This window comes from Paenibacillus lignilyticus (assembly GCF_017942085.1).
GTDB lineage: Bacteria > Bacillota > Bacilli > Paenibacillales > Paenibacillaceae > Paenibacillus_Z > Paenibacillus_Z lignilyticus.
Genome location: NZ_JAGKSP010000008.1, coordinates 85,767 through 106,673, shown reverse-complemented (window position 1 = coordinate 106,673; position 20,907 = coordinate 85,767). Strand labels below are relative to the sequence as shown.

Genomic DNA, 20,907 nt, shown 5'->3' with positions numbered 1-20,907 from the left:
GTGATAATTTCCCATTTCAGTATACCGTTCACTGCCATTTTTTAGTCGTGGACAACCTTGGAGAACGGGCAAAACGAGAAAACCTCCACCCCACCTTGGGAAGGTGAGAATGGAGGTTAGATAATAGACGGCTTGAAGCTAGCTGACATCCTGACGCTTGCGGTTGCTGAACTGGCTTTCGTACAGATCGGCGTAGAAGCCGCCTGCGGCAAGCAAGTCTTCGTGCGTGCCTTGCTCGATCACGGTGCCGTGGTTCATGACGAGAATGAGATCGGCATCGCGGATGGTCGAGAGGCGGTGGGCGATGACGAAGCTGGTTCGTCCTTGCATCAGCTGATTCATCGCATGCTGAATATGAATTTCGGTCCGCGTATCGACGCTGCTTGTCGCCTCATCGAGGATGAGGATGGCTGGGTCAGCGAGAATGGCGCGGGCAATGGTGAGCAACTGCTTCTGACCTTGCGAAATATTCGAGGCCTCTTCATTCAGAATCGTGTCGTAGCCGTCAGGCAGCGTACGAATGAAGTGATCGGCGTAGGCCGCGCGGGCTGCTGCAACCACTTCGTCTTCCGATGCGCCGATACGGCCGTAAGCGATATTGTCGCGGATCGTCCCGTTGAACAGCCACGTATCCTGAAGCACCATGCCGAACAAGCTCCGCAGATCGCCGCGGCGAAGCTGCGTCAGGTTTACGCCGTCGATGGTAATGCTGCCGCCATTGAGCTCATAGAAGCGCATCAGCAGGTTGATCAGCGTTGTTTTGCCGGCGCCGGTTGGGCCGACGATGGCGATCGTTTGACCTGCGCGGACATGGATATCCATGTCTTCAATGAGCGCCGTGTCCTCTTTGTAACGGAACTGCACATGGTTGAAGCTCACGTCGCCCTTCGGCTTCATCGCTTTGCCGACGACCGCTGCCGCTTGGCTGCTTACAAGGGCAACCGGAGCTGCTGCTTCCAGCACTTCTTCCTCCTCATCGAGCAGCTCGAAAATTCGCTCCGCGGACGCAATCGTCGACTGAATGATGTTGGCGATTTGGGCCGTTTGCGTAATCGGCATCGCGAATTGGCGCGAGTAGGAGATGAAGGCCTGCACGTCCCCGATTGTAATCGACTTATGCAGCACAAGAATGCCGCCCGCGACGCTGACCAGCACATAGCCGATGTTGCCGATGAAACCCATGATGGGCATAATCATCCCGGAGACGAACTGCGCGCGCCAGCCGGATTGATAAAGCTCTTCATTGACCGCATTAAACTTGGCAACGGATTTGCGCTCATGACCGAACGCTTTCACGATATTGTGGCCGGTGTACATTTCCTCAACGTGGCCGTTCAATTCCCCAAGCGCTTTCTGTTGGCCTTTAAAATAAAGCTGCGATCGCTTCGCAATCATCTTAATCGCGAGGAAGCTGAGCGGCAGCGTCACAATCGTGATGAGCGTCATGAGGGGGCTGATCGTCAGCATCATGACGACAACGCCGATTAGCGTCACGAAAGCGGTGATGAACTGCGTCAAGCTTTGCTGCAGCGTTCCGCTGATGTTATCCACGTCGTTGACAGCGCGGCTCAGTATTTCCCCGTGCGTGCGGGAATCGAAGAACTTCAAGGGCAGTCGTGCCAGTTTCTCGTTCACGTCCTTGCGAAGATCGTATACGGTCTTCTGAGCCACGCTTGCCATGACATACTGTTGAATGAATCCGAATAACGCACTAATGACATATAAGACCGCAAGTACAACAAGGATTTGCCAAATATAATGGAAGTCGATTTCTGCACCGGGAACGCCATTGATCTTGCCCATGAGTCCTTCGAAGAGCTTCGTTGTTGCTTTCCCCATGATCTTCGGTCCGAGAATCGAGAAGACGGTACTAAGCACCGCTGTCAAAAGGACGATAAGCAATGCGGTCCGGTGCGGCTTGAGATAACCGGTCAACCTGCGCAAGGTGCCTTTGAAATCCTTCGCTTTCTGAACCTGCATCCCCATCATGCCGCCGGGGCCGCCGCGGCCCGGGCCGAAGCCGAAATTACTTGGACCCGGGCCGGTTGGAGCGCCCGGTCGCGGACCGCCGGGACCGCCGTCTGCAGGGCCTTTCTGTAGTTCACTCATGCGATTTCCTCCTCCGACAGCTGTGACGTGACGATTTCGCGATAGACGGTGGACGAGTGCAGCAGCTCGCGGTGGGTGCCGATTGCCGAGATTTGGCCGTCGTCCAGCACGATAATGCGGTCGGCATCCATGACGGTGCTGACCCGCTGCGCGACGATCAAGACCGTCGCATCCGTCGTTTCGCTGCGAAGCGCCTCGCGCAGCTTGGCATCGGTCTTAAAGTCGAGCGCGGAGAAGCTGTCGTCGAACAAATAGACCGAAGGCTTGCGAACGAGTGCGCGGGCAATGGACAGCCGCTGCTTCTGGCCGCCGGATACGTTGGTTCCGCCTTGCGCAATCGGCGAGCCGAAACCTTCCTTCATCTCGGAGATGAAGTCGCTGGCTTGCGCTACAACGGCTGCATGGCGAATGTCCTCGTCCGTCGCATCTTCTTTGCCGAAGCGAATGTTCTCGGCGATGGTGCCCGTGAAGAGCACTGCCTTCTGAGGCACGAGGCCGATCATGGCACGCAGCGTTTCTTGCGGCATGTCTCGCACATCGATGCCGCCAATCGTAATGCTGCCGCTTGAAGCATCATAGAAGCGCGGAATGAGATTGATCAGCGTAGATTTGCCGGAGCCTGTGCCGCCGATAATGGCGGTCACTTCGCCGCGGCCTGCGCGGAACGAAATATTGGAGAGCGCCGGCATTTCAGCTCCCGGATAATGAAAGGATACGTTGTTGAACGCAAGCTCGCCGTTTGCCGCAACTGAACGAGCCGATGAAGCTGCATTAGGATCCGTAATATCCGGCACCGTGTTCAGCACCTCGTTGATCCGAGTCGCCGAAGCGGAAGCGCGCGGAATCATCACGAACATCATCGAGGCAAAGATCAGCGCGAACATAATTTGCCACGCGTATTGAATGAAGGCCATCAAGTCGCCGACCTCCATATGGCCGCTGTCGATACGAAGGCCGCCGTACCAGACGATGGCAAGGCTGGCGAAATTCAAAACCAGCATCATCGCCGGCATAAGCGAGGCCATGATCCGGTTAACTTTGATCGACGTATCGGTCAGATCGCCGTTGGCATCATTGAAGCGGCCTTGCTCGTGGTTGATCCGGTTAAAGGAACGGATAACGCGGATCCCGGTAAGATTTTCGCGGAGCACGAGGTTAAGCTTGTCGATCTTCTTCTGCATCGCTTTGAACAGCGGAACACCGCGGCTAACGATCAATAAGATAATGAGTGCGAGAATCGGTACGATCGCAATAATAATGAGCGAGAGGTTGACGTCCTTGTAGAGCGCCATGATGATTCCGCCGAAGCACATCATCGGGGCCATAACCATGACCCGCATCATCATCATGAGGACCTGCTGGACTTGGGTAATGTCATTGGTCGTCCGCGTAATGAGGGAGGCTGTGCCAATTTGGTCAAATTCGTGCAAGGAATACTTCTCTACATGCCCGAAGACACGGCTGCGCAGGTCGCGGCCGAAGCCGCCCGCCGCCTTAGCGGACAAGTAGCTGGCGCCGATCGAACAGATTCCGCCGCCGAGCGCGATGAGCAGCATCAAGCCGCCGATCCGCCAAATGTACGGATTATCGCCTTGCACGACGCCTTTGTCGACAATGTCGGCGAGCAGCGTAGGGAGATACAAATCGGATAACGATTGAAGGAATACGAATAACAGAACGAATGAAACAGGGATGCGGTAAGGCCGCAGCATACGAAGCAGTTTCATCATAAATGCCTATTCACCCTCTTCGGAATGGATTGGTTTGCTTGGATTGTCCTTGCACCATACGGAATATTCCTCCGGTCGCTCGCCATGATAGAAGGCGAAGACATCATCGAGCAATTCTACCAGCAGCGCTGCACGATCTTCGCCCAGATGTTCGATCAGCCCATTCATCCGGGCATGCATGGCGGCTCGTGCAAGACCGGTCAGCCTGGCGCCTTCCTCCGTCAGCTTAATCCGTACCACCCTGCGGTCGCTCGGGTCCGCGCTGCGCTCAAGCAAGCCTCTTGCCGTGAGCACATTGACTGTCTGCGTGATCGTCGGCGAGGCGACATTCATCAGGCTGCTGAGTTCCGACGCCTTCAGTCCGGCGGGATTGGAGCGCATGGCTCCTCCGATTGTAAACAGCGTCATCGTCTCGCTGGGCGTGCAGTTCTCGATCGGATTGCGGTTCTTAAACGGAATATGCTTGAGCTGCCGGAATGCGCGGATAAGCTGGTGGGCAGTGCCGCGGTCGTGCTCGTTATCACCTTGCATAGGAAGTGCTCCTTTTTTGCATCATGCATTTATTTTAGTTAGCTAACCTAAGTATATTTATTTCGCCAATGGAATGTCAAGATTGCTATTTATAAACACTCTGAAAATTGTGTATGATAGTAGGATAAGATTTTAGGTAGGAAAGGTTGGTCGCTATGGAGAACAAGACATCATCCTCTAACTTTATTAAAAATATCGTGGCTGACGATTTGAAAGCCGGTAAAGTCAGCGAGGTTATTACCCGCTTCCCGCCGGAGCCGAACGGTTACCTGCATATTGGCCATGCCAAATCGATCTGTTTGAATTTCGAGCTTGCCGATGAATACGGCGGTAAAACGAACCTGCGTTTTGACGATACGAACCCGGTGAAAGAAGATACGGAATATGTGGAATCGATCCAAGAGGACGTGACTTGGCTTGGTTTTGAGTGGGACGACCTTCGTTTTGCTTCGGATTATTTCGAGGAGCTCTATCAACGTGCGGTGCTTCTCATCAAGAAAGGCAAAGCATTCGTCTGCGATCTGACGGCCGAGCAAATGCGCGAAATGCGCGGCTCGTTGACGGAGCCCGGCAAAAACAGCCCGTACCGTGACCGCAGCGTGGAAGAGAACTTGGATCTGTTCGCTCGCATGCGTGCCGGCGAATTCAAGGACGGCGAACGGATTTTGCGTGCCAAAATCGACATGAGCTCGCCAAACATCAACCTGCGCGACCCTGCGCTGTATCGTATTGCGCATGCCCATCACCACCGGACAGGCGATGCTTGGTGCATCTATCCGATGTATGACTACGCGCATCCGATCAGCGATGCGATTGAGGGCGTAACGCACTCGATCTGTACGCTGGAATTCGAAGATCACCGTCCGCTGTACGACTGGACGATTATCGAGTGCGAGATGGAATCTCAGCCGCGTCAATATGAGTTTGCCCGCTTGAACGTGACGAACACGATCATGAGCAAACGTTACCTCAAAATGCTCGTCGACCAAGGCGTCGTCGAGAGCTGGGACGATCCGCGCATGCCGACGATCAGCGGCCTTCGCCGCCGCGGCTTCACGCCGGAATCGCTGCGTGCGTTCTGCCGCGAAATCGGCGTGGCGCGTGCCTATAGCGTAGTGGACGAGCGGATGCTGGAGTTCTTCATCCGCGAGGATTTGAAGCTGAAGGCGCCGCGCACGATGGCCGTGCTTGCGCCGCTGAAAGTCGTCATCACCAACTACCCGGAAGGGCAAGTGGAGATGCTTGATGCCGAAAATAACGCGGAGAACGAAGAGATGGGCAGCCGCCAAATTCCGTTCTCGCGCGAGATCTATATCGAGCAGGACGACTTCATGGAGAACCCGCCGAACAAATACTTCCGGTTGTTCCCCGGCAACGAAGTCCGCTTGAAGCATGCGTACTTCATTACTTGCCAAGAGGTAGTGAAGGATGAAGCCGGCAATGTCGTGGAGCTTCGCTGCACGTATGATCCGGAGACGAAGAGCGGGTCAGGCTTCACCGGTCGCAAAGTGAAGGGCACCATCCACTGGGTGGAGGCTTCCCAAGCGGTGCCGGCGGAATTCCGCCTGTTCGAGCCGCTGCTGCTCGACAATCCGGACGATGAGGGCAAGGACTTCCTCGAGCGCATCAACCCGAACTCCCTCGACGTGCTGCAAGGTTTCGTCGAACCGAACATGAAGGAAGCGCGCGGACAAGACAAGTTCCAATTCTTCCGCCACGGCTACTTCAACGTAGATCCGAAGCATACCAGCGAATCGAAGGTTGTCTTCAACCGCATCGTGTCGCTGAAGAGCTCGTTTGATCCGAAGGCTTAACTATAATGGGGCCGGCTCGCAAGTCATTGTTGATGACTTGTGGAGCCAGCCCCTTATTTGTGCTTGTTTTGTTTAGTTGGCTGCCGCAGCGGCCGCTCTCAACATGCTCTTCTTCAGCAGCTTCTCCCAACTAATCTTGGTGGAATTGTAGCCGATTTGGTGCTCAAAGTGGAAAATTCGCAAAAGAAGTCGCTCGATCGCCGAAACCTAACAACTCGCCTTTTCTGGGAGCTGTAAGTGGATATTCCGCCTACCAGCACGAACTAATGGCGTGGTTTCGGAGGTGAGAGTTCAGTTTCCGCGCTCTCATCGTCCGGTGTGGCTGCCCATGGGTCCCCCAACCAGCCTCACACAAAAACAAAAGTGCCAAGATCGTCTCCTGATGTTGCATATCCAGCAACATTTTGATTATTGGAGAATGGTAGTCGTTATAATGTTGCTTGATATACAACATTTACTTATAAAACAGGCTGAATGGGGTGTGTTTCCTCTGAAATGTTGCATATAGAGCAGCATTTTGTCCAAACGGAGCTGTTAATCTGCTTGAATGTTGCTTTTTAAGCAACATTTTATGAAGCGGTCGACCGGCGTGACTGGGAGGCGGGAGGACCGAGGCAGATCGGCCAGCGTGACTGGGAGGCTGGAGGACCGAGGGCAGGTCGGCCAGCGTGACTGGGAGGCCGGAGGACCGAGGGCTGGTCGGCCAGCCCAGCGAGGCCCAACCCAGCCTAACCCCGCCGCCCAGCTGGCCGCGCAAGAAAAAGGCGCCCCAACCCAGCGGGGCGCCTAGTTCTTATCCCTTCCGCGCCAGCTCATTCGCGCGGATTTCCTCCATAAACTGCGGCCACCACTCGGCTTGCTCAGACCAATCGGCCGTTTTGACGTTCGCTTGGCCCCATGCCTTCATGGCTTGGTCGCCGCTTTCGGTCATGGCCGCTAAGCTGCCGTAGTCCGGAACGAGCCACTTGCGTCCGATTTGGGCATGAAGCACCTCGTCGGCCCAATCGTAATCTTGGATCAGGAGCGAAATCGGATTGTTGGTGTCCTTCGCGATTTCCCATTCTTTTTGCTTGCCCGTATGTTTAGGCATGAGGCTTTGCTCGATCCGCCACAGGATGAGATGAGCCTCCTGCGGACTGAATTCGGTATTAAGAATCACCGAAGACCCCATATGAATCGGGTACTTATAGAATGGAACTCCGCCGAAGTAGAGGCCGATCTCCCCAAGCATCGCATGCCGGGTTTCATCCCAAAGCTGGCGGCTGAGATCGGTGTAGTATTCCCACGGCTTGCCTTCTGTTTTGTACAGAATCGGCCCCATCCACTCCGGTACATCCATCTCGCGAAGCCGCTTATAGATGAGCGAGTAGGCGCGCTCTTCCGGTGAGCAGTTCTCATCCCAGAAGTAGGAATCGATTTTGGCGGACGTATTGTAAGGATCGATGAACCGCTCATCGCGGCGAGGCATCGGGTCCATTTCATAGCGTTGACCATCCGAACGCGGGATTGCTTCACATACCACAGCATCGAGATCTCCCGACACGCCGCCGGCAGCGAGCAAGAAAGCGCGCAGATGAGCTTCCCACTGCTCGGCAATGCTCGCCTGCTCAGGCGAATCCATTAACGCCGCGAGGGCCGCTTCTCCCCAGGCGATCATTTCCTCTTCATCCTGCAGCATGCCGCGAAGCAGGCGGTACGTCGGATGCTCCGTCATTTTATTCATATTCCCAATATACTGGGACAGCGCTTTCACGATTTCCGGTCGAATGACCCGGTAGACTCCGGTAAGCAGCTCTACCGTATTCTCCGCGCGAATCGCTTCATCCAGCCAGATGCGCAGCTGCTCATCCGGATCTTGATCAAGATGAAGGGGAGGCTCGCGCATTTCAGAGACCCGTTTGCGAATGGCGGCACTATGCTCGGCGTCGAGCCACAGATGATAGCCAAATGCACATTTCACTTCCCATTCCGGAACAGCTGCCAGATGCGCGGACAAGATTTGATTGAGGTTCTTGGCAATAAAGTTGAAACGCTTCAGCAGATTTACGCTTTGGTCGACGGTAAATCCGGGTTTACAGGCCTCTTCGTAGGAACATATTCCGGCAAGAGGCGGTATGCCTTTATTGTCAATAACGACTCTGTTCAATACGCGACACTCCCTTGTGAAAGTTGTACTTACGTACGATTATATAAGTTCTAAGGGAGAATTTCTTGGTCTAAACAATCTCGTTTTTTGTCAAAATCAACTGTTCAACTCTTCCGCACTCGGACCGTTCTTCGCTCTGAAGGCTATTGGAGGAATACCCTCGGCCACCTTGAAGGCGCGACTGAACGCATGAATACTGCCGAAGCCCAAGTGATCGGCAATGTGCTGAATGGAGAGATTGGTATAACGCAGCAATTGTTTGGCTTGATCCATTCGAATCTGTCGATGGTACTGGATGGGCGTCGTCAAATAGTGTTTCTTGAACGTGCGCAGCATATAGTACTTGCTGATGTTAAACCGCTCGGACAGCTCCTCCAGCGTAATCTCGTTGTCCCATTTGGAGTGAAGATGACGGCGGATAGCTTGCATGTCTGTACCCGGCCGATTCATTCCGAGTTCATGCTGCCTGATCAAGTAGGTGAGCAAAGAGAGCAGCAATCCTTTGCAAGAGGTTTCATAGAGCGGCAAACGCATCTGAAACTCTTCGATTAATTCGAGCAGCATGGACTCGAACCGCTTCGGCTGACGGAGCCGAATATGGCTTGGCAGCGCGAGCGCTCCGTCAGACATCCGGTCCGGCCGAAACCATGCCAACTGTTCCTTTGTCATGTGGCTCGGCATCTGGAAGGACACCGACAGCTCCGGGCTGTCCGGCATCTCGATCAGGTCGAAATGCACATGAGGCTGACTTACGGGCGTATCGCCAAGCGCTTGAATGGAATGGGGCTGCCGCGGTTTAAACAAGAAGATGTCGCCGGGAATTCCCTCGTACGCTACACCTTCCACCGTTACAAGCAAATGCCCCTCCTGCAAGTATAGAAGCTCGTAATCCCAAATTTGCCGTGCGGGTATGGACCAACGGGCCGGGACGATGCTTGCCATTGCTATGCGAACATAAGGACTAAGCCTCGTGAGGAGATCTTGTTCTTCCATCTGCGTTGCCTCCTGGCTGCAATCTACTAGTAGAGCAATTGCTGTTAAAAAGTCACATGGTCCTGATAAATATTTCTTCGAAACGGTTCGTTATAATCTAGCTATCACGGAGCTAGTGAGAGGAGACGAATATGTTAAACCATATCAGTAAGATTCAACCCGGCATCAAAACAAAACGGATTTCGAGCTACGACCGCAGCGGAGGGAATGCCGACTTTATATCGATTCCCGCGGGCGAGACAGCAGATCTTGCCGTCATTGCCGGCGCTGGCATCGTAAAGCATATTTGGATCACGGTAAATGCACCGGACAAGTTCATTCGCCGCAATGCCGTCATTCGCATGTACTGGGATGGCGAAACCGAGCCGAGCGTAGAATCCCCGATGGGCGATTTCTTCGGACAAGGGTTCGGAGAAGAGTACAATTTCGCCTCGCTTCCGCTTGCTGCGGCACCTGTAAACGGCAAAGCGTTTAACTGTTATTTTCCGATGCCGTTTGGCGACGGGGCAAGAATTACGATCGAGAACCAATCGGCCGAGCCGATTACGAACTTCTATTATTATATTGATTTCGAGCAGCACCCGGAGATTCCTGCCTCTGAGGGCCGGTTTCATGCTTGGTGGAACCGTGAGATTACAGGCGTTCATCCGCAAGAAGGGGAGACGGAGTGGGGGGTTGTCGCGCCGCAGGGGAAGAACCCAACAACCGAGCATAACTATGTGTTCGCAAATATCGTCGGCAGCGGACAGTTCGTCGGCATCAACTACTACGTGGATAACCCGGGCCCGATGTGGTACGGCGAGGGTGATGACATGTGGCTCATCGATGGCGAGGATTGGCCGGGTTCCCTGCACGGAACGGGGACGGAGGACTTCTTCAACAGCTCCTGGTGCCCGAACGAAGTGTATGCGCATCCGTATTTCGGCTATGCTAAAGTGCCGAACAAGCTGGGCTGGATGGGCCGCACGCACTGCTATCGTTTCTTCCTGGAGGATCCGATCCGTTTCGAGAAATCGCTGCATGCGAGCATCGAGCACGGACATGACAATAGCTTGACGCTCGATCTATCGACCGTTGCTTATTGGTATCAAAGCGAGCCGCATCACCCATTCCCGGCGCTTCCGGCGAAGGAAGAGCGGGCCAACATGCCGGAGGTCGGCGTCGTGGATGTGCATCGGTGGCGGCATGCATGGCGCAATGCAAACGGCAGCAAGCCTACATTGTGGGGAAATGAGAAATAAGAGGCAGATAAGCGAGGATCGGAGCAGCTTGTACAAGCTGCTTTCGGTCTTTTTTTATTAGAAGCGAGTGCAGGTGTCCACGGTTGGCTGGTATACTTAGGGCAACTATCTTGATCGGAGGGGAACCGCGTGTCGTTACTGCTATCGGGGGTTCCGGGCGTCATTCTTGCAGGTGGACGAAGCTCGCGGATGGGGTCCGATAAGGCATTGCTGCCCGTTGGGACGCAAGGCGATGTGATTCTGAGAGTGGTTGCCGAGCAAATGTTGACTTTAGGCATGCATGATGTCGTTGTTTCCGTTGGCGATAGTGAGCGGGAGGACGCATACAGGTTGAGGCTGGGTGGGCTGCTCGGCCAGGTACGATTCGTGCACGACACCTACCCGGATTGCGGTCCTCTGGCTGGACTGCATGCTGCTTTGAGCTCTATGCAGGTGCCGGGTTATGCTTTCGTTATGGCATGCGATATGCCGGTGCTGTCGGGTGCCCTGCTGGCACGGATGCTGCCGCTGGCAAGCGAGGCGGCGGCGCCGCGTTCGGAAGCGGGCATGCCGCAAGTTATTCGCACGCCGAATCAACCGTTCCATGCGCTCTATCATACAAGCGTCACGAGTGAATTGAAGCAGCGGCTGGAGCGGCATGAGCTTCGCCTTATGTCGCTGCTTGATGCACTGCATACAGTTGAAATAGAGCCGCAGGCTAATGAGGAAAAGGCGTTTGTGAATCTGAATACACCTGAATTGTATGCCGACTATGTGCGCTCGAAAGGTAACTTATAGCCATAAAGATTGCTTTAATCCCAACTGCTTGCCCATGTATTGCCCTGAGGGCGACACATCCGCTGAAAACGCCAATTACCTGATGATGTGTTGCTCGTGGAGCTACACATAGTCCCAAATCGGCAATTGAACGCGGATGTGTTGCTCTTGAAGCTACTCTTCGTTCAACTAACCAGCAATCCCGGCCTTATAGAGCCTCATTCCCTCTGGAGAGAGGTAACAGGTACCGCTCATGGAGCGAGAAGGTCGCATTCCTGCTAAAGAGAGTTAACTGTTACCGCTCATGGAGCGGGAAAGCAGCAATCCAGCAAAAGAACGGTAACAGTTACCGCTCTAGGTAGCAGTCAAGGCCGCGTCAAAAGCACCATTACCACATAAAAAAAGCACCCGAAGAGGTGCTTTTTTTCACGACTACCCGTTGATATGCATTTCCATTTCGATATACTCATTCGAGCTATACGCGCCGATCACGGACTCGACCAATTGGCGCAAGGCCTCGACGGACGGTGCCTCCCAGAACGTAATGCTTCTGGAGCGGTCTGCGGTTCGGGATTGCACGCGAAGCTTAAAACCCGCTGGCAATCCGACGGAATCGGCTTGGCCGGCGGCGGCGAAGAATTTCGCCGGATCGGAAATCGTATGTAGGACGGCAATGGTCAATGGACATTCCCCCTATTCGTTGGTTATCGAATCGATATATCATATTCGAGCCCACGGGGAATATTCAGAACCGGCAAGGATGCATCTAACAAGCGCATCCTTGCCGGCTGCCGCTTACGGTGGCGCCTCCCGCGCAAGCCGGACGGCGCATAGCTTAAATTCCGGCATGCGGCTGATGGGGTGCAGCGCATCGTTGGTCAGCTTATTGATGGCGAGGTCGCCGCCCCAATGGAAAGGGACGAATACCGTCGTGGGGTGGATATCCTGCACCACCTTCACGTCGATGACCATCGTACCGCGCCGCGTGGTGAGGCGCAGGCGGTCGCCGGGGCGCAGCAGAAGTTTCTCTGCGGCGGAAGGATGGATTTCCGCGACGGGAACCGGCGCTTTCTTCATCAAGGCAGCCGTCCGACGCGTTTGGGTGCCGCTCAAGTAATGGTTGCCGAGCCTGCCTGTCGTCAGAATATAAGGATACTCGGAGCTCGTCGTTTCCGCGGGTTTCTTCGGCGTAATGCCGTGCAGCTTGGCGCGTCCGTTCGGATGATAGTAGACGCCGTTCTCGAACATGCGCGGCGTTCCGGGATGGTCCGGCGACGGACAAGGCCAGAATAACCCTTTCTTCTCCTTAATCCGCGAGTAGGACATGCCGCCGTAGTCAGCTTTTCCGCCTGCGCTGGCTCGGCTTAACTCATCGAACACCGCTTCCGGGGATTCATACTGAAAATAAGCACCGCGTCCAAGCCGCTCTGCCAGTGCCGCAATGAGCTTGTAGTCCTCCATCACTTCACCGGGCGTCTTCAGCGCGCGCGGACGATGAAACACACGGCCTTCAAGATTGGTTAACGTACCCTCGGCCTCCAGAAAAGTCGATCCCGGAAGCAGCCAGTGCGCATAAGCGGCGGTCTCCGTCTCGAAGAGATCGACGACAACGAGCAGCTCCAGCTTCCTCAATGCTTCTTCCACGCGCGAGTTATTCGGGCTCGATACAAGCGGATTAGAGCCGAGCACGATCATCGCTTTGATTTCGCCGTCCAGAATGCGGTCGAACAGCTCATAGGCAGAAACCCCTTTGCCCGGGATCTCCTCCGGCTCAATTCCCCAAACCGCCGCGACATGCCGCCGTGCTTCGGGATCGTCTATCATGCGGTAGCCGGGCAGCTGGTCGGCTTTCTGACCATGCTCTCGGCCGCCTTGCCCGTTGGCTTGACCGGTTACAGGTCCGAATCCGCAGCCGGGCCGGCCCATTTTGCCCGTTAACAGACAGAGATTAATATAGTTCAGCGTGTGCTCCACGCCGTTGATTTGCTGTTCCAATCCGCGTGCAGTGAGGACGACGCCTGTTTCCGCACGGGCAAATCCGCGCGCGATGGTGCGGATGACTTCTTTGGGAATGCCGGTGTACCCGGACACGGTATCGGGCGAGAAATCGCGAACAGACTCCCGCACCTCTTCAATGCCGGTTGTGTGAGCGTCTACGTAGGCTTGATCAAAAAGATTCTCGTTCAAGATGACATGGAGCAGTCCGTTGACGAAGACGGAGTCGAACCCCGGCTGTAAATTCACATGAATATCAGCCAGCTTGGAGGTCATGGTAGGGCGCGGATCGATCGTAACGATAATGGCCCCGCGTTTCTTCGCTGCCATTAGATAGGGAACCATCGTCGGCTGACATTCCGCAATATTGGTTCCGGCCAAAATAATATAGTTCGCCATCATTAAATCATCCAGCGGCACATTCATTCCGCGATCGATGCCGAAGGCGCGCATTTGCGCCGCAGCAGCGGAAGACATGCAGTAGCGCCCGTTGTAATCCACATACTTGGAGCGTAAAGCGACACGTGTGAACTTGCCTAGCAAATAACAGACCTCATTGGTGAGCGAGCCGCCGCCGAAGACGGACACGGCATCGCGGCCGTGCTGCTCTTGAATGGATAAGATCGAGGAGGCGATGCCATCCAGTGCATCTTCCCAGCTCGTTTGCTGCCATGTCGAGCCCGGCAGGGCAGAGCCGACCCGGCGCTGCGGCACAAGGAGACGCTCCTCATGGACGGTATGCCCCAAGGCATTCAGCCCTTTCTGGCATAGGCGGCCCGTCGCCACCGGGAAATCCGGACTTGGCTTAATCTCGAAGCCTGCCGCATTGTCTTCGGGAAGCAGCTCAATACCGCACTGCATACTGCAAAAGCAGCAATGGGAGCTAATTCGAGTCGCAGTTGGATCGGCTGCTATAGGTAGTGCGCTCATGAGGTTTCCTCCATTTCCGCTTGCGTAGGGTAAGGCGTGCAGACGGAACGGCTTTGTTCCGTCTGCCCCGGATGATGCACGCTGCCTTCGGCCGGCATAGGGTTCGGTCAACTGAAAGTGCGGGTATCAAGCGGGCTGGTCAGTCCGCCTAACGAAATCATTTAAGAAGCGGCTGTGTTCTGCATGCCCGCCGAATCGATGCGTGCTTTGCCGCCGCTGCCGATCCAGGATTTCTTCCAAGCGCCTTGCACGAGGAAGATCAAGACGATACAGATCAAGGCCACGCCGCTAAGAATAAGGAAGCCCGGCGTATAGGAACCGGTCGAGAGCTTTAAGTTTCCGAGCACCTTCGGGAGAAAATAACCGCCAAGTCCTCCTGCCGCGCCGACGATGCCGGTGACGATGCCGATCTCGTTCTGGAAGCGCTGCGGCACGAGCTGGAATACGGAACCGTTGCCCATGCCGAGGGCCATCATCCCGATGAACAGCAGAACAATCATCGCCGGAAGCGGCGGCAAGGTGGAGATGCAAGCCATCATAATGGCGACGACCGCATACAAGGCAATCAGCATGCGAAGTCCGCCGAGCCGGTCGGCAAGCCAGCCGCCAACCGGACGGAAGAAGCTGCCCGCGATGACACAGATTGTGGCAAAGTCCGCTGCGCGTACGGGGCTAAGGCCATACTGGGTATTGAAGAAAATCGTCAAATAGTTGGACATCCCGACGAAACCGCCGAACGTGACGGCGTACAGCATGCAGAACATCCACGTGTCCCGCTGCTTGAGCACCGAGCCGTAATCGGACAGCTTGCGCGGGGAAGGCTGGTTCGGACTGTCTTTGGCAAGCAGGGTGAACACAATGAATACGATCGCGATCGGAATGAGCGCCATGCCAAAAACAACATGCCAGCTGCCATAATGCTGGGCGATCCGATTGGCGAACAGCGTGGTGAATACCGTTCCGCTGTTGCCTGCGCCGGCGATGCCCATCGCGAGGCCCTGATATTTCGGCGGATACCAACGGCTTGCAAGGGGCAATGCAGCGGCGAAGGAAGCACCGGCAACGCCGAGCAGCAGCGCGACGATATACAGCTCGCCTAGGGAGTCGACGAACTTCCAGCCCCAGACGAGCGGGACCATCGTAAGGGCAATACCGATCTGGCCGGTACGCTTCGGCCCGATTACATCGGTGAAATACCCGAGCACAAGGCGAAGGATGGAGCCGCCGAGTATTGGCAAGGCGACCAGGTTCGCTTTCTGAGCGGCATCCATCTGATAGTCGCTCATAATAATGACAGCCAGCGGCCCCAGCAGGACCCATACCATGAAGCTCATGTCAAAATACAAAAACGCGCTCAGCAAGGACGGGCTGTGTCCGCTTTTCAAAAATCCATCGCGATTCATCATTGCAAGTAGCTCCTCTCCATTGTTCATTCCGGTCAATCTCTCTCTTTTTGTAAACGGTGCTGCTGCTTGATCTTCAGCTTCGGCTTGTCAAACGAGAAAATGAGGGTTGCTCGCTTGAAGCGACTGCTTTGTAAGCGTTTCTAACACAATAAAAGGCCGCATCGCAGTTAAATAACTGCAATACGGCCTCTTTGCCATCGGCCCCACGTCGGTGTGGCAGCCAAATTATCGTTCGATTCACGTCATTGTGATCTTAGTTGCAATTATAGGGGGCTTGCGAGGGTCATGTCAATATAGCTGACACACATATTTTTTATCGCCTGGGAGAGTTATTACCCGTGGATGAGTTGATAGACTTTCACGATGGAGGCGGCGATATCGCCGATTCGCTTACGTTCATTCATGGCCTGTTTCCGCAGGAAATCATAAGCTTCCGCCTCGGAAATCCCTTTGATTTCGCATAGTACAGCCTTCGCTTGATCGATCCATTTACGCTCATCGATCCGCTGCAGCAGCTGCTCCCGTTCCTCGGCCCATCGCTTGCGCTGCTGGAATACGCGCTGGCCCCACTTCAAAGCAACGCCCATTTCCAAGGTATTCATGGAGCTGAAGAGGACGCCGTCCAGCGTAAAGCCAAACTCAAGCTCATTCGGAACCGCGTTCTCGGAGCAAAGCCAAAGCGTTGGCAGCCGTCTCATGCCTGCGATTGTGGATTGCCAATCCTGCATCCGCTCTACGGTGACATGCATGACCGCGGCATCCGCGACACTAATAAGGCTCTTTACCTCTTCGGCATTAGCTGCACGGTGCAAGGTGCGGCAGTTTTGCTGCAAGCTATGCATCGATACGGGAGGTCTTCCTTCCTCAAGAAAAAGGATGGATCTCATCATCGGTCACCTCGTTTAGGCACAGCAAATGTCCAGCTTTGGAGCCCTGCCTGCAAATTTGTAATAAAATATAACATACCCTCCCTCAGAATGTCGACGTTCATTTCAACTATTTTTCCTAAATTTTAGGCGAGTGACCAAAAGTGGCATGTTACGTCCTATTTTATGTTAGATATATTGACATGTGCGGAAATGCAACCTATACTAAAGCCAAGATCTTTACGACGGCACAATGGCGTGCCCTCTTAAATCCGGCAATGGAGCCTGTTCTTTCGTCAATTGCGACGAGGGGATGGGCTTTTTATGGTTTCGGAAGCGGCCGGGGCTGCAGCGCAATAAGGGTCGTACCTCGTGCGACGCACTAACTTTTAGGAGAGATAGCCATGAGAAAGAAATTAGTCATGATTGGTAATGGGATGGCCGGTGTTTCATTCGTAGAGCAGCTGCTGAAGCTGAACCCGCATCGCTACGACATCTCGATCATTGGGGCGGAGCCGCACCCCAACTATAACCGCATTATGCTGTCGTCGGTTCTCGCAGGGGATGCGAGCATGAAGGATATTATATTGAACGATTGGGACTGGTATCGCGATAACGGCATTGCGCTTCATGCCGGTCAACAAGCCACATCCGTGGATACGGAGGCGCGTACGGTAACGACTGATCAAGGACTGACGCTGGCTTACGATGAGCTTGTTTTTGCTACAGGGTCGCTGCCTTTCATGCTACCGATACCCGGAGCAGATAAGGAGGGCGTTATCGCATTCCGCGACATCAAAGATTGCGAAACGATGATCGATACGGCGAAAACGTACCGGAAGGCCGTAGTCATCGGCGGCGGTTTGCTCGGTATCGAAGCGGCGCGCGGGCTGGTCAATCTCGGCATGGAAGTGAGCGTTGTTCATATCTTCACCTACTTGATGGAGCGGCAGCTTGATGCAACGGCGTCGCGTCTCTTGCAAGCGGAATTGGAACGGCAGGGGATGAAGTTTCTGCTGGAGAAGCAGTCCGATTTCATTACGGGCGAGGATCGTGTGACAGGCCTGACCTTCAAGGATGGGACGCATGTAGAGGCGGACCTCATCGTCATGGCTGCCGGAATTAGGCCGAACGTACAGCTGGCCAAGAGTGCCGGCGTGGAAGTCAATCGCGGTATCGTCGTTGACGATCATCTCCAAGGGAGTATTGCTAACATCCATGCGGTAGGTGAGTGTGCCGAGCATCGCGGGAATGTGTATGGTTTGGTGGCGCCGCTCTATGAACAAGGCGCTGTTCTCGCCAAGAAATTGGCGGGTGTCGAGAGTGACGGCTATCAAGGATCGGTGCTGTCAACCAAGCTGAAGGTGTCGGGGGTAAACGTATTCTCGGCCGGGCGATTTGCGGATGAACCGGGTACGAAGGCGCTTCGCGTACAGGATGATTTGGACGGTATTTATAAGAAGGTCGTGTTTGAGAACGGGAAGGTCGTCGGTGCTGTTTTGTTCGGCGATACGAGCGACAGCTCAAGGCTTTTCTCCGTCATTCGCAGCGGCAAGGACTTTACGGGAAATGAGAAAGAGGTGCTGTTCGGACCGTCCGGCGGTAACGGAGGCGGTAAGTCGGTGAGCACGGCGGATCTGGTAACCGCGATGAGCGGGGACGAAATCGTCTGCGGCTGCAACGGCGTTACGAAAGACACGTTGGTGGAGGCGATCACGGAGAAAGGCTGCGTCAGTGTTGGCGAGCTGAAAGCCTGTACCAAAGCATCCGGCGGCTGCGGCGGCTGTAAGCCGCTCGTGGAAGCGATTCTGACAGCCACGCTAGGCGCAGATCAGGTGGCGGCGGTGAAAGAAGGCATCTGCGGCTGTACTGCGCTCTCGCGCGACGAAGTCGTGAATGCCATTCAGCAAATGCACCTGACGACGACGAAGGAAGTCATGCATGTGCTGGAGTGGAACAATCCGGAGGGCTGCTCCAAATGCAGGCCGGCGCTCAATTATTATCTCGGCATGGCATTTCCGGATGAACACGAGGATGAGCTGGAATCCCGTTTCGTGAATGAACGTAACCATGCGAATATTCAGAAGGACGGCACGTTCTCCGTTGTTCCGCGCATTTACGGAGGGGTGACGACGCCGGAGGACTTGAAGAAAATCGCGACGGTTGCGGAGAAATACCAAGTACCGCTTGTGAAAATAACCGGGGGTCAGCGGATTGACCTGCTCGGCGTGAAGAAAGAAGATCTGCCGGGCATGTGGAAGGATCTCGATATGCCTTCCGGTTATGCATACGGCAAAGCGCTGCGCACCGTGAAGACCTGCGTAGGCAATACGTTCTGCCGATTCGGAACACAGGATGCGATCAAGATGGGCATCGATCTGGAGAAGAAATTCGAGCGGCTGAATACGCCGCATAAAGTGAAGCTGGCTGTCTCGGGCTGCCCGCGTAACTGCGCGGAGGCGACGATTAAAGATCTCGGCGTTGTTGCGATTGACGGCGGATGGGAGATTTACGTGGCCGGTAATGGCGGCACCCGCGTACGCGCGGCAGATTTGCTGACAAAGGTGAAGACGGAAGAGGAAGTTCTGGCGTGGACGGGCGCTTACTTGCAATATTACCGGGAAACGGCCAACTACATGGAGCGGACGAGTGAGTGGTCGCTTCGAATCGGCCTGGATACGATAAAGGCTGCTCTGGAAAAACCGGAGGATCGTGATGCCTTGAATGCGCGCATTGATAAGACCCTGGATCTCATGAAGGATCCGTGGCAGCAAATTATTGAGAGTGACGATCTGCGCAGTGCTTTCGATGCCCTGACAGCACCAATGAGTCCGGAAGCTGCGGCTGCAGATGCGACGGTAAAGCCATAACCAGAGACAGAGCTGCGGCTTTCATGCGGCAGCAGAGGGAGCGGATGAGAAGATGAATGAACTGATCATTGGGCACATTTCAGAATTTCCTGAACGGACCGGGCGCGTCGTGCGGCTCGGAGAGATCGAACTGGCGCTGTTTAAGCTGACGGATGGAACGGTCAAAGCGATCGAGAACTTATGCCCGCATAAGAACGGCAAGCTCTCCGAAGGGATAGTATGCGATCATCATGTTTATTGTCCGCTGCATGATTGGAAGATTAATTTGCATGATGGGCTCGTGCAGGCGCCGGATGAGGGCTGCGTGACGACATACAGCACGATTGTCGATGGAGCGGGTAATGTGATATTGCTGGTACAAGACGGAGCGAATGAGCGAAAGGTATCGTAGGCTTGCTGCCTGAAACGAGTGAATATCGATAGGACTGGGAGGCGGCGGCTATGGCGCGTTTAGAGGGGAAAAGGATCGCTGTGACGGGGCCGCGCAAAGCGGATGAGCTGAGCAAAATGATTGCGAAATTCGGCGGAACGTCGGTGCTTCGTCCTGCGCAGGGGACGGTGTTTCTCGACGATTCTCAGATTGAAGAGCAGCTGAGCGCACTCATCGCGCGACCGGCCGATTGGCTTGTGCTGACCACGGGCGTTGGAACGGAAGCGCTCGTGCAAATTGCCGAGCGGCTCGGTTTGGCGGAGCAGTTTGTGCATGCGCTGAGCGGGATGCGAGTCGCCGCCCGCGGATACAAGACGGTGAACGCGCTGCGCAAGCTGGGGATTACGCCGGAGGTGCGCGATGATGACGGCACGACTGCGGGATTGCTTCGTTTAATGGGCGACCATGATCTATATGGTCGGACCGTTGCGCTCCAGCTGTACGGCGATCCGGCCCCGCGTCTGATCGGCGAGCTTTCCCGTCGCGGCGCGCTCTGCGAGGAGCTGCTGCCTTATCGGCATATCCCGCCGCAAGGAGATATCGTCGAGACGCTGATCGACGAAATCGTGAGCGGGGAGGTAGACGCTGTCACGCTCACGAGCACCGTTCAGGTGCGTTATGTGATGGGCTGCGCGGCTAAGCTTGGCAAGCTGGAGGCGGTTCGCGCCGCTTTTGCAGAGCGCGTGCTTGCGGTTGCCGTCGGTAAGGTGACGGCGGAAGCGCTGCATGAGGAAGGCGTGGAGCGGGTGATGTTCCCGGAAGAGGAGCGCATGGGCAGCATGGTAGTGGCGATGAGCAAATATTTTGGCGGCGGGCAGCTGACGGATAGCGAAGCGGCGGTTGGCGCGGTGTCGGGCGATTGCGCGGGCGGCGCCGAGGCTGGTGCAGGCGCAAGTGCAGGACCAGGTCCGGGTCCAGGCGTGGGCGTGAATGCAAGCAGCGCAGTTGCTGATGCACATGAAGGTCCGGGTGCGGGGCTCGGAGTAAGCGTAGTAGGAGAGCCAAACACAGGTGTAAGTGCGAGTGCATAGTCTTAGGGCGGACGTTTAGGCAACATAGTGGCAGCAAGACATATCTGAGCTGGGGAGAG

Annotated in this window: 15 protein-coding genes; 6 read left to right on the top strand and 9 right to left on the bottom strand. The window is 55.1% G+C overall.

Annotation, left to right across the window (positions count from 1 at the left end; all coding sequences use genetic code 11):
• Positions 1-138: 138 nt before the first annotated feature.
• The 3 genes from I8J30_RS19440 to I8J30_RS19430 are packed head-to-tail and all read right to left on the bottom strand — an operon-like array spanning position 139 to position 4,370.
• Entirely contained in the window at positions 139-2,109 is a 1,971-nt protein-coding gene (locus tag I8J30_RS19440) for an ABC transporter ATP-binding protein (RefSeq protein ID WP_210660904.1), read from the bottom strand.
• Positions 2,106-3,839 (bottom strand): ABC transporter ATP-binding protein, encoded by a 1,734-nt coding sequence (locus I8J30_RS19435; RefSeq protein ID WP_210660902.1) that lies wholly within the window; start codon positions 3,837-3,839, stop codon positions 2,106-2,108. The genes I8J30_RS19440 and I8J30_RS19435 overlap by 4 nt, the downstream gene beginning before the upstream one ends.
• A 6-nt stretch (positions 3,840-3,845) precedes the next feature.
• Positions 3,846-4,370 (bottom strand): MarR family winged helix-turn-helix transcriptional regulator, encoded by a 525-nt coding sequence (locus tag I8J30_RS19430; protein ID WP_210660900.1) that lies wholly within the window; start codon positions 4,368-4,370, stop codon positions 3,846-3,848.
• A 155-nt stretch (positions 4,371-4,525) separates the two neighbouring features.
• Between I8J30_RS19430 and I8J30_RS19425 the strand changes: the two genes are divergently transcribed.
• Positions 4,526-6,184: a glutamine--tRNA ligase/YqeY domain fusion protein gene (locus I8J30_RS19425; protein WP_210660898.1), complete on the top strand. Its 1,659-nt coding sequence runs from the start codon at positions 4,526-4,528 to the stop codon at positions 6,182-6,184.
• A gap of 793 nt (positions 6,185-6,977) precedes the next feature.
• Here I8J30_RS19425 and I8J30_RS19420 read toward each other — a convergent pair.
• Both I8J30_RS19420 and I8J30_RS19415 read right to left on the bottom strand, forming a co-directional pair.
• Positions 6,978-8,330 (bottom strand): hypothetical protein, encoded by a 1,353-nt coding sequence (locus I8J30_RS19420; RefSeq protein ID WP_210660896.1) that lies wholly within the window; start codon positions 8,328-8,330, stop codon positions 6,978-6,980.
• Between the two features lie 96 nt (positions 8,331-8,426).
• A complete protein-coding gene (locus tag I8J30_RS19415; protein ID WP_210660893.1) occupies positions 8,427-9,323 on the bottom strand; it encodes an AraC family transcriptional regulator in 897 nt (298 codons plus the stop codon).
• Positions 9,324-9,454: 131 nt separating this feature from the next.
• On the opposite strand from I8J30_RS19415, the gene I8J30_RS19410 reads away from it, so the two are divergent.
• Both I8J30_RS19410 and I8J30_RS19405 read left to right on the top strand, forming a co-directional pair.
• Positions 9,455-10,564, top strand: a complete 1,110-nt coding sequence (locus I8J30_RS19410) for a glycoside hydrolase family 172 protein (RefSeq protein WP_210660891.1) — start codon at positions 9,455-9,457, stop codon at positions 10,562-10,564.
• 129 nt (positions 10,565-10,693) lie between these two features.
• Positions 10,694-11,341 (top strand): molybdenum cofactor guanylyltransferase, encoded by a 648-nt coding sequence (locus I8J30_RS19405; protein ID WP_210660890.1) that lies wholly within the window; start codon positions 10,694-10,696, stop codon positions 11,339-11,341.
• 411 nt (positions 11,342-11,752) lie between these two features.
• On the opposite strand, the gene I8J30_RS19400 is transcribed toward I8J30_RS19405, so the two are convergent.
• The 4 genes from I8J30_RS19400 to I8J30_RS19385 all read right to left on the bottom strand — a co-directional run bounded on the left by I8J30_RS19400 (position 11,753) and on the right by I8J30_RS19385 (position 16,541).
• Positions 11,753-12,001: a hypothetical protein gene (locus I8J30_RS19400; RefSeq protein WP_210660888.1), complete on the bottom strand. Its 249-nt coding sequence runs from the start codon at positions 11,999-12,001 to the stop codon at positions 11,753-11,755.
• A 114-nt stretch (positions 12,002-12,115) separates the two neighbouring features.
• Entirely contained in the window at positions 12,116-14,245 is a 2,130-nt protein-coding gene (locus I8J30_RS19395) for a molybdopterin oxidoreductase family protein (protein ID WP_210660886.1), read from the bottom strand.
• Positions 14,246-14,406: 161 nt separating this feature from the next.
• Positions 14,407-15,648 (bottom strand): nitrate/nitrite transporter, encoded by a 1,242-nt coding sequence (locus I8J30_RS19390; RefSeq protein ID WP_210661112.1) that lies wholly within the window; start codon positions 15,646-15,648, stop codon positions 14,407-14,409.
• A 335-nt stretch (positions 15,649-15,983) separates the two neighbouring features.
• Positions 15,984-16,541, bottom strand: coding sequence for an ANTAR domain-containing response regulator (locus I8J30_RS19385; RefSeq protein ID WP_240548198.1), 558 nt, complete (start codon positions 16,539-16,541; stop codon positions 15,984-15,986).
• Between the two features lie 380 nt (positions 16,542-16,921).
• On the opposite strand from I8J30_RS19385, the gene nirB reads away from it, so the two are divergent.
• Genes nirB through I8J30_RS19370 form a run of 3 tightly spaced genes read left to right on the top strand, consistent with a single transcriptional unit; the run spans position 16,922 to position 20,848 of the window.
• Positions 16,922-19,387 carry a nitrite reductase large subunit NirB gene (nirB, locus tag I8J30_RS19380; RefSeq protein WP_210660884.1) on the top strand — a complete coding sequence of 822 codons (2,466 nt, stop codon included), beginning with the start codon at positions 16,922-16,924 and terminating at the stop codon, positions 19,385-19,387.
• Between the two features lie 52 nt (positions 19,388-19,439).
• Positions 19,440-19,778, top strand: coding sequence for a nitrite reductase small subunit NirD (gene nirD, locus I8J30_RS19375; RefSeq protein ID WP_210660882.1), 339 nt, complete (start codon positions 19,440-19,442; stop codon positions 19,776-19,778).
• Positions 19,779-19,828: 50 nt separating this feature from the next.
• Positions 19,829-20,848 (top strand): uroporphyrinogen-III synthase, encoded by a 1,020-nt coding sequence (locus I8J30_RS19370; RefSeq protein WP_210660881.1) that lies wholly within the window; start codon positions 19,829-19,831, stop codon positions 20,846-20,848.
• The last annotated feature ends 59 nt before the right edge of the window (positions 20,849-20,907 follow it).

Bases quoted from the DNA above. Each gene is read 5' to 3' on its own strand.
- I8J30_RS19440 (WP_210660904.1), bottom strand. From the start codon at position 2,109: ATGAGTGAACTACAGAAAGGCCCTGCAGACGGCGGTCCCGGCGGTCCG.
- nirB (WP_210660884.1), top strand. From the start codon at position 16,922: ATGAGAAAGAAATTAGTCATGATTGGTAATGGGATGGCCGGTGTTTCA.
- I8J30_RS19390 (WP_210661112.1), bottom strand. From the start codon at position 15,648: ATGAATCGCGATGGATTTTTGAAAAGCGGACACAGCCCGTCCTTGCTG.
- I8J30_RS19410 (WP_210660891.1), top strand. From the start codon at position 9,455: ATGTTAAACCATATCAGTAAGATTCAACCCGGCATCAAAACAAAACGG.
- nirD (WP_210660882.1), top strand. From the start codon at position 19,440: ATGAATGAACTGATCATTGGGCACATTTCAGAATTTCCTGAACGGACC.
- I8J30_RS19370 (WP_210660881.1), top strand. From the start codon at position 19,829: ATGGCGCGTTTAGAGGGGAAAAGGATCGCTGTGACGGGGCCGCGCAAA.
- I8J30_RS19385 (WP_240548198.1), bottom strand. From the start codon at position 16,541: ATGATGAGATCCATCCTTTTTCTTGAGGAAGGAAGACCTCCCGTATCG.
- I8J30_RS19415 (WP_210660893.1), bottom strand. From the start codon at position 9,323: ATGGAAGAACAAGATCTCCTCACGAGGCTTAGTCCTTATGTTCGCATA.
- I8J30_RS19435 (WP_210660902.1), bottom strand. From the start codon at position 3,839: ATGATGAAACTGCTTCGTATGCTGCGGCCTTACCGCATCCCTGTTTCA.
- I8J30_RS19395 (WP_210660886.1), bottom strand. From the start codon at position 14,245: ATGAGCGCACTACCTATAGCAGCCGATCCAACTGCGACTCGAATTAGC.
- I8J30_RS19430 (WP_210660900.1), bottom strand. From the start codon at position 4,370: ATGCAAGGTGATAACGAGCACGACCGCGGCACTGCCCACCAGCTTATC.
- I8J30_RS19425 (WP_210660898.1), top strand. From the start codon at position 4,526: ATGGAGAACAAGACATCATCCTCTAACTTTATTAAAAATATCGTGGCT.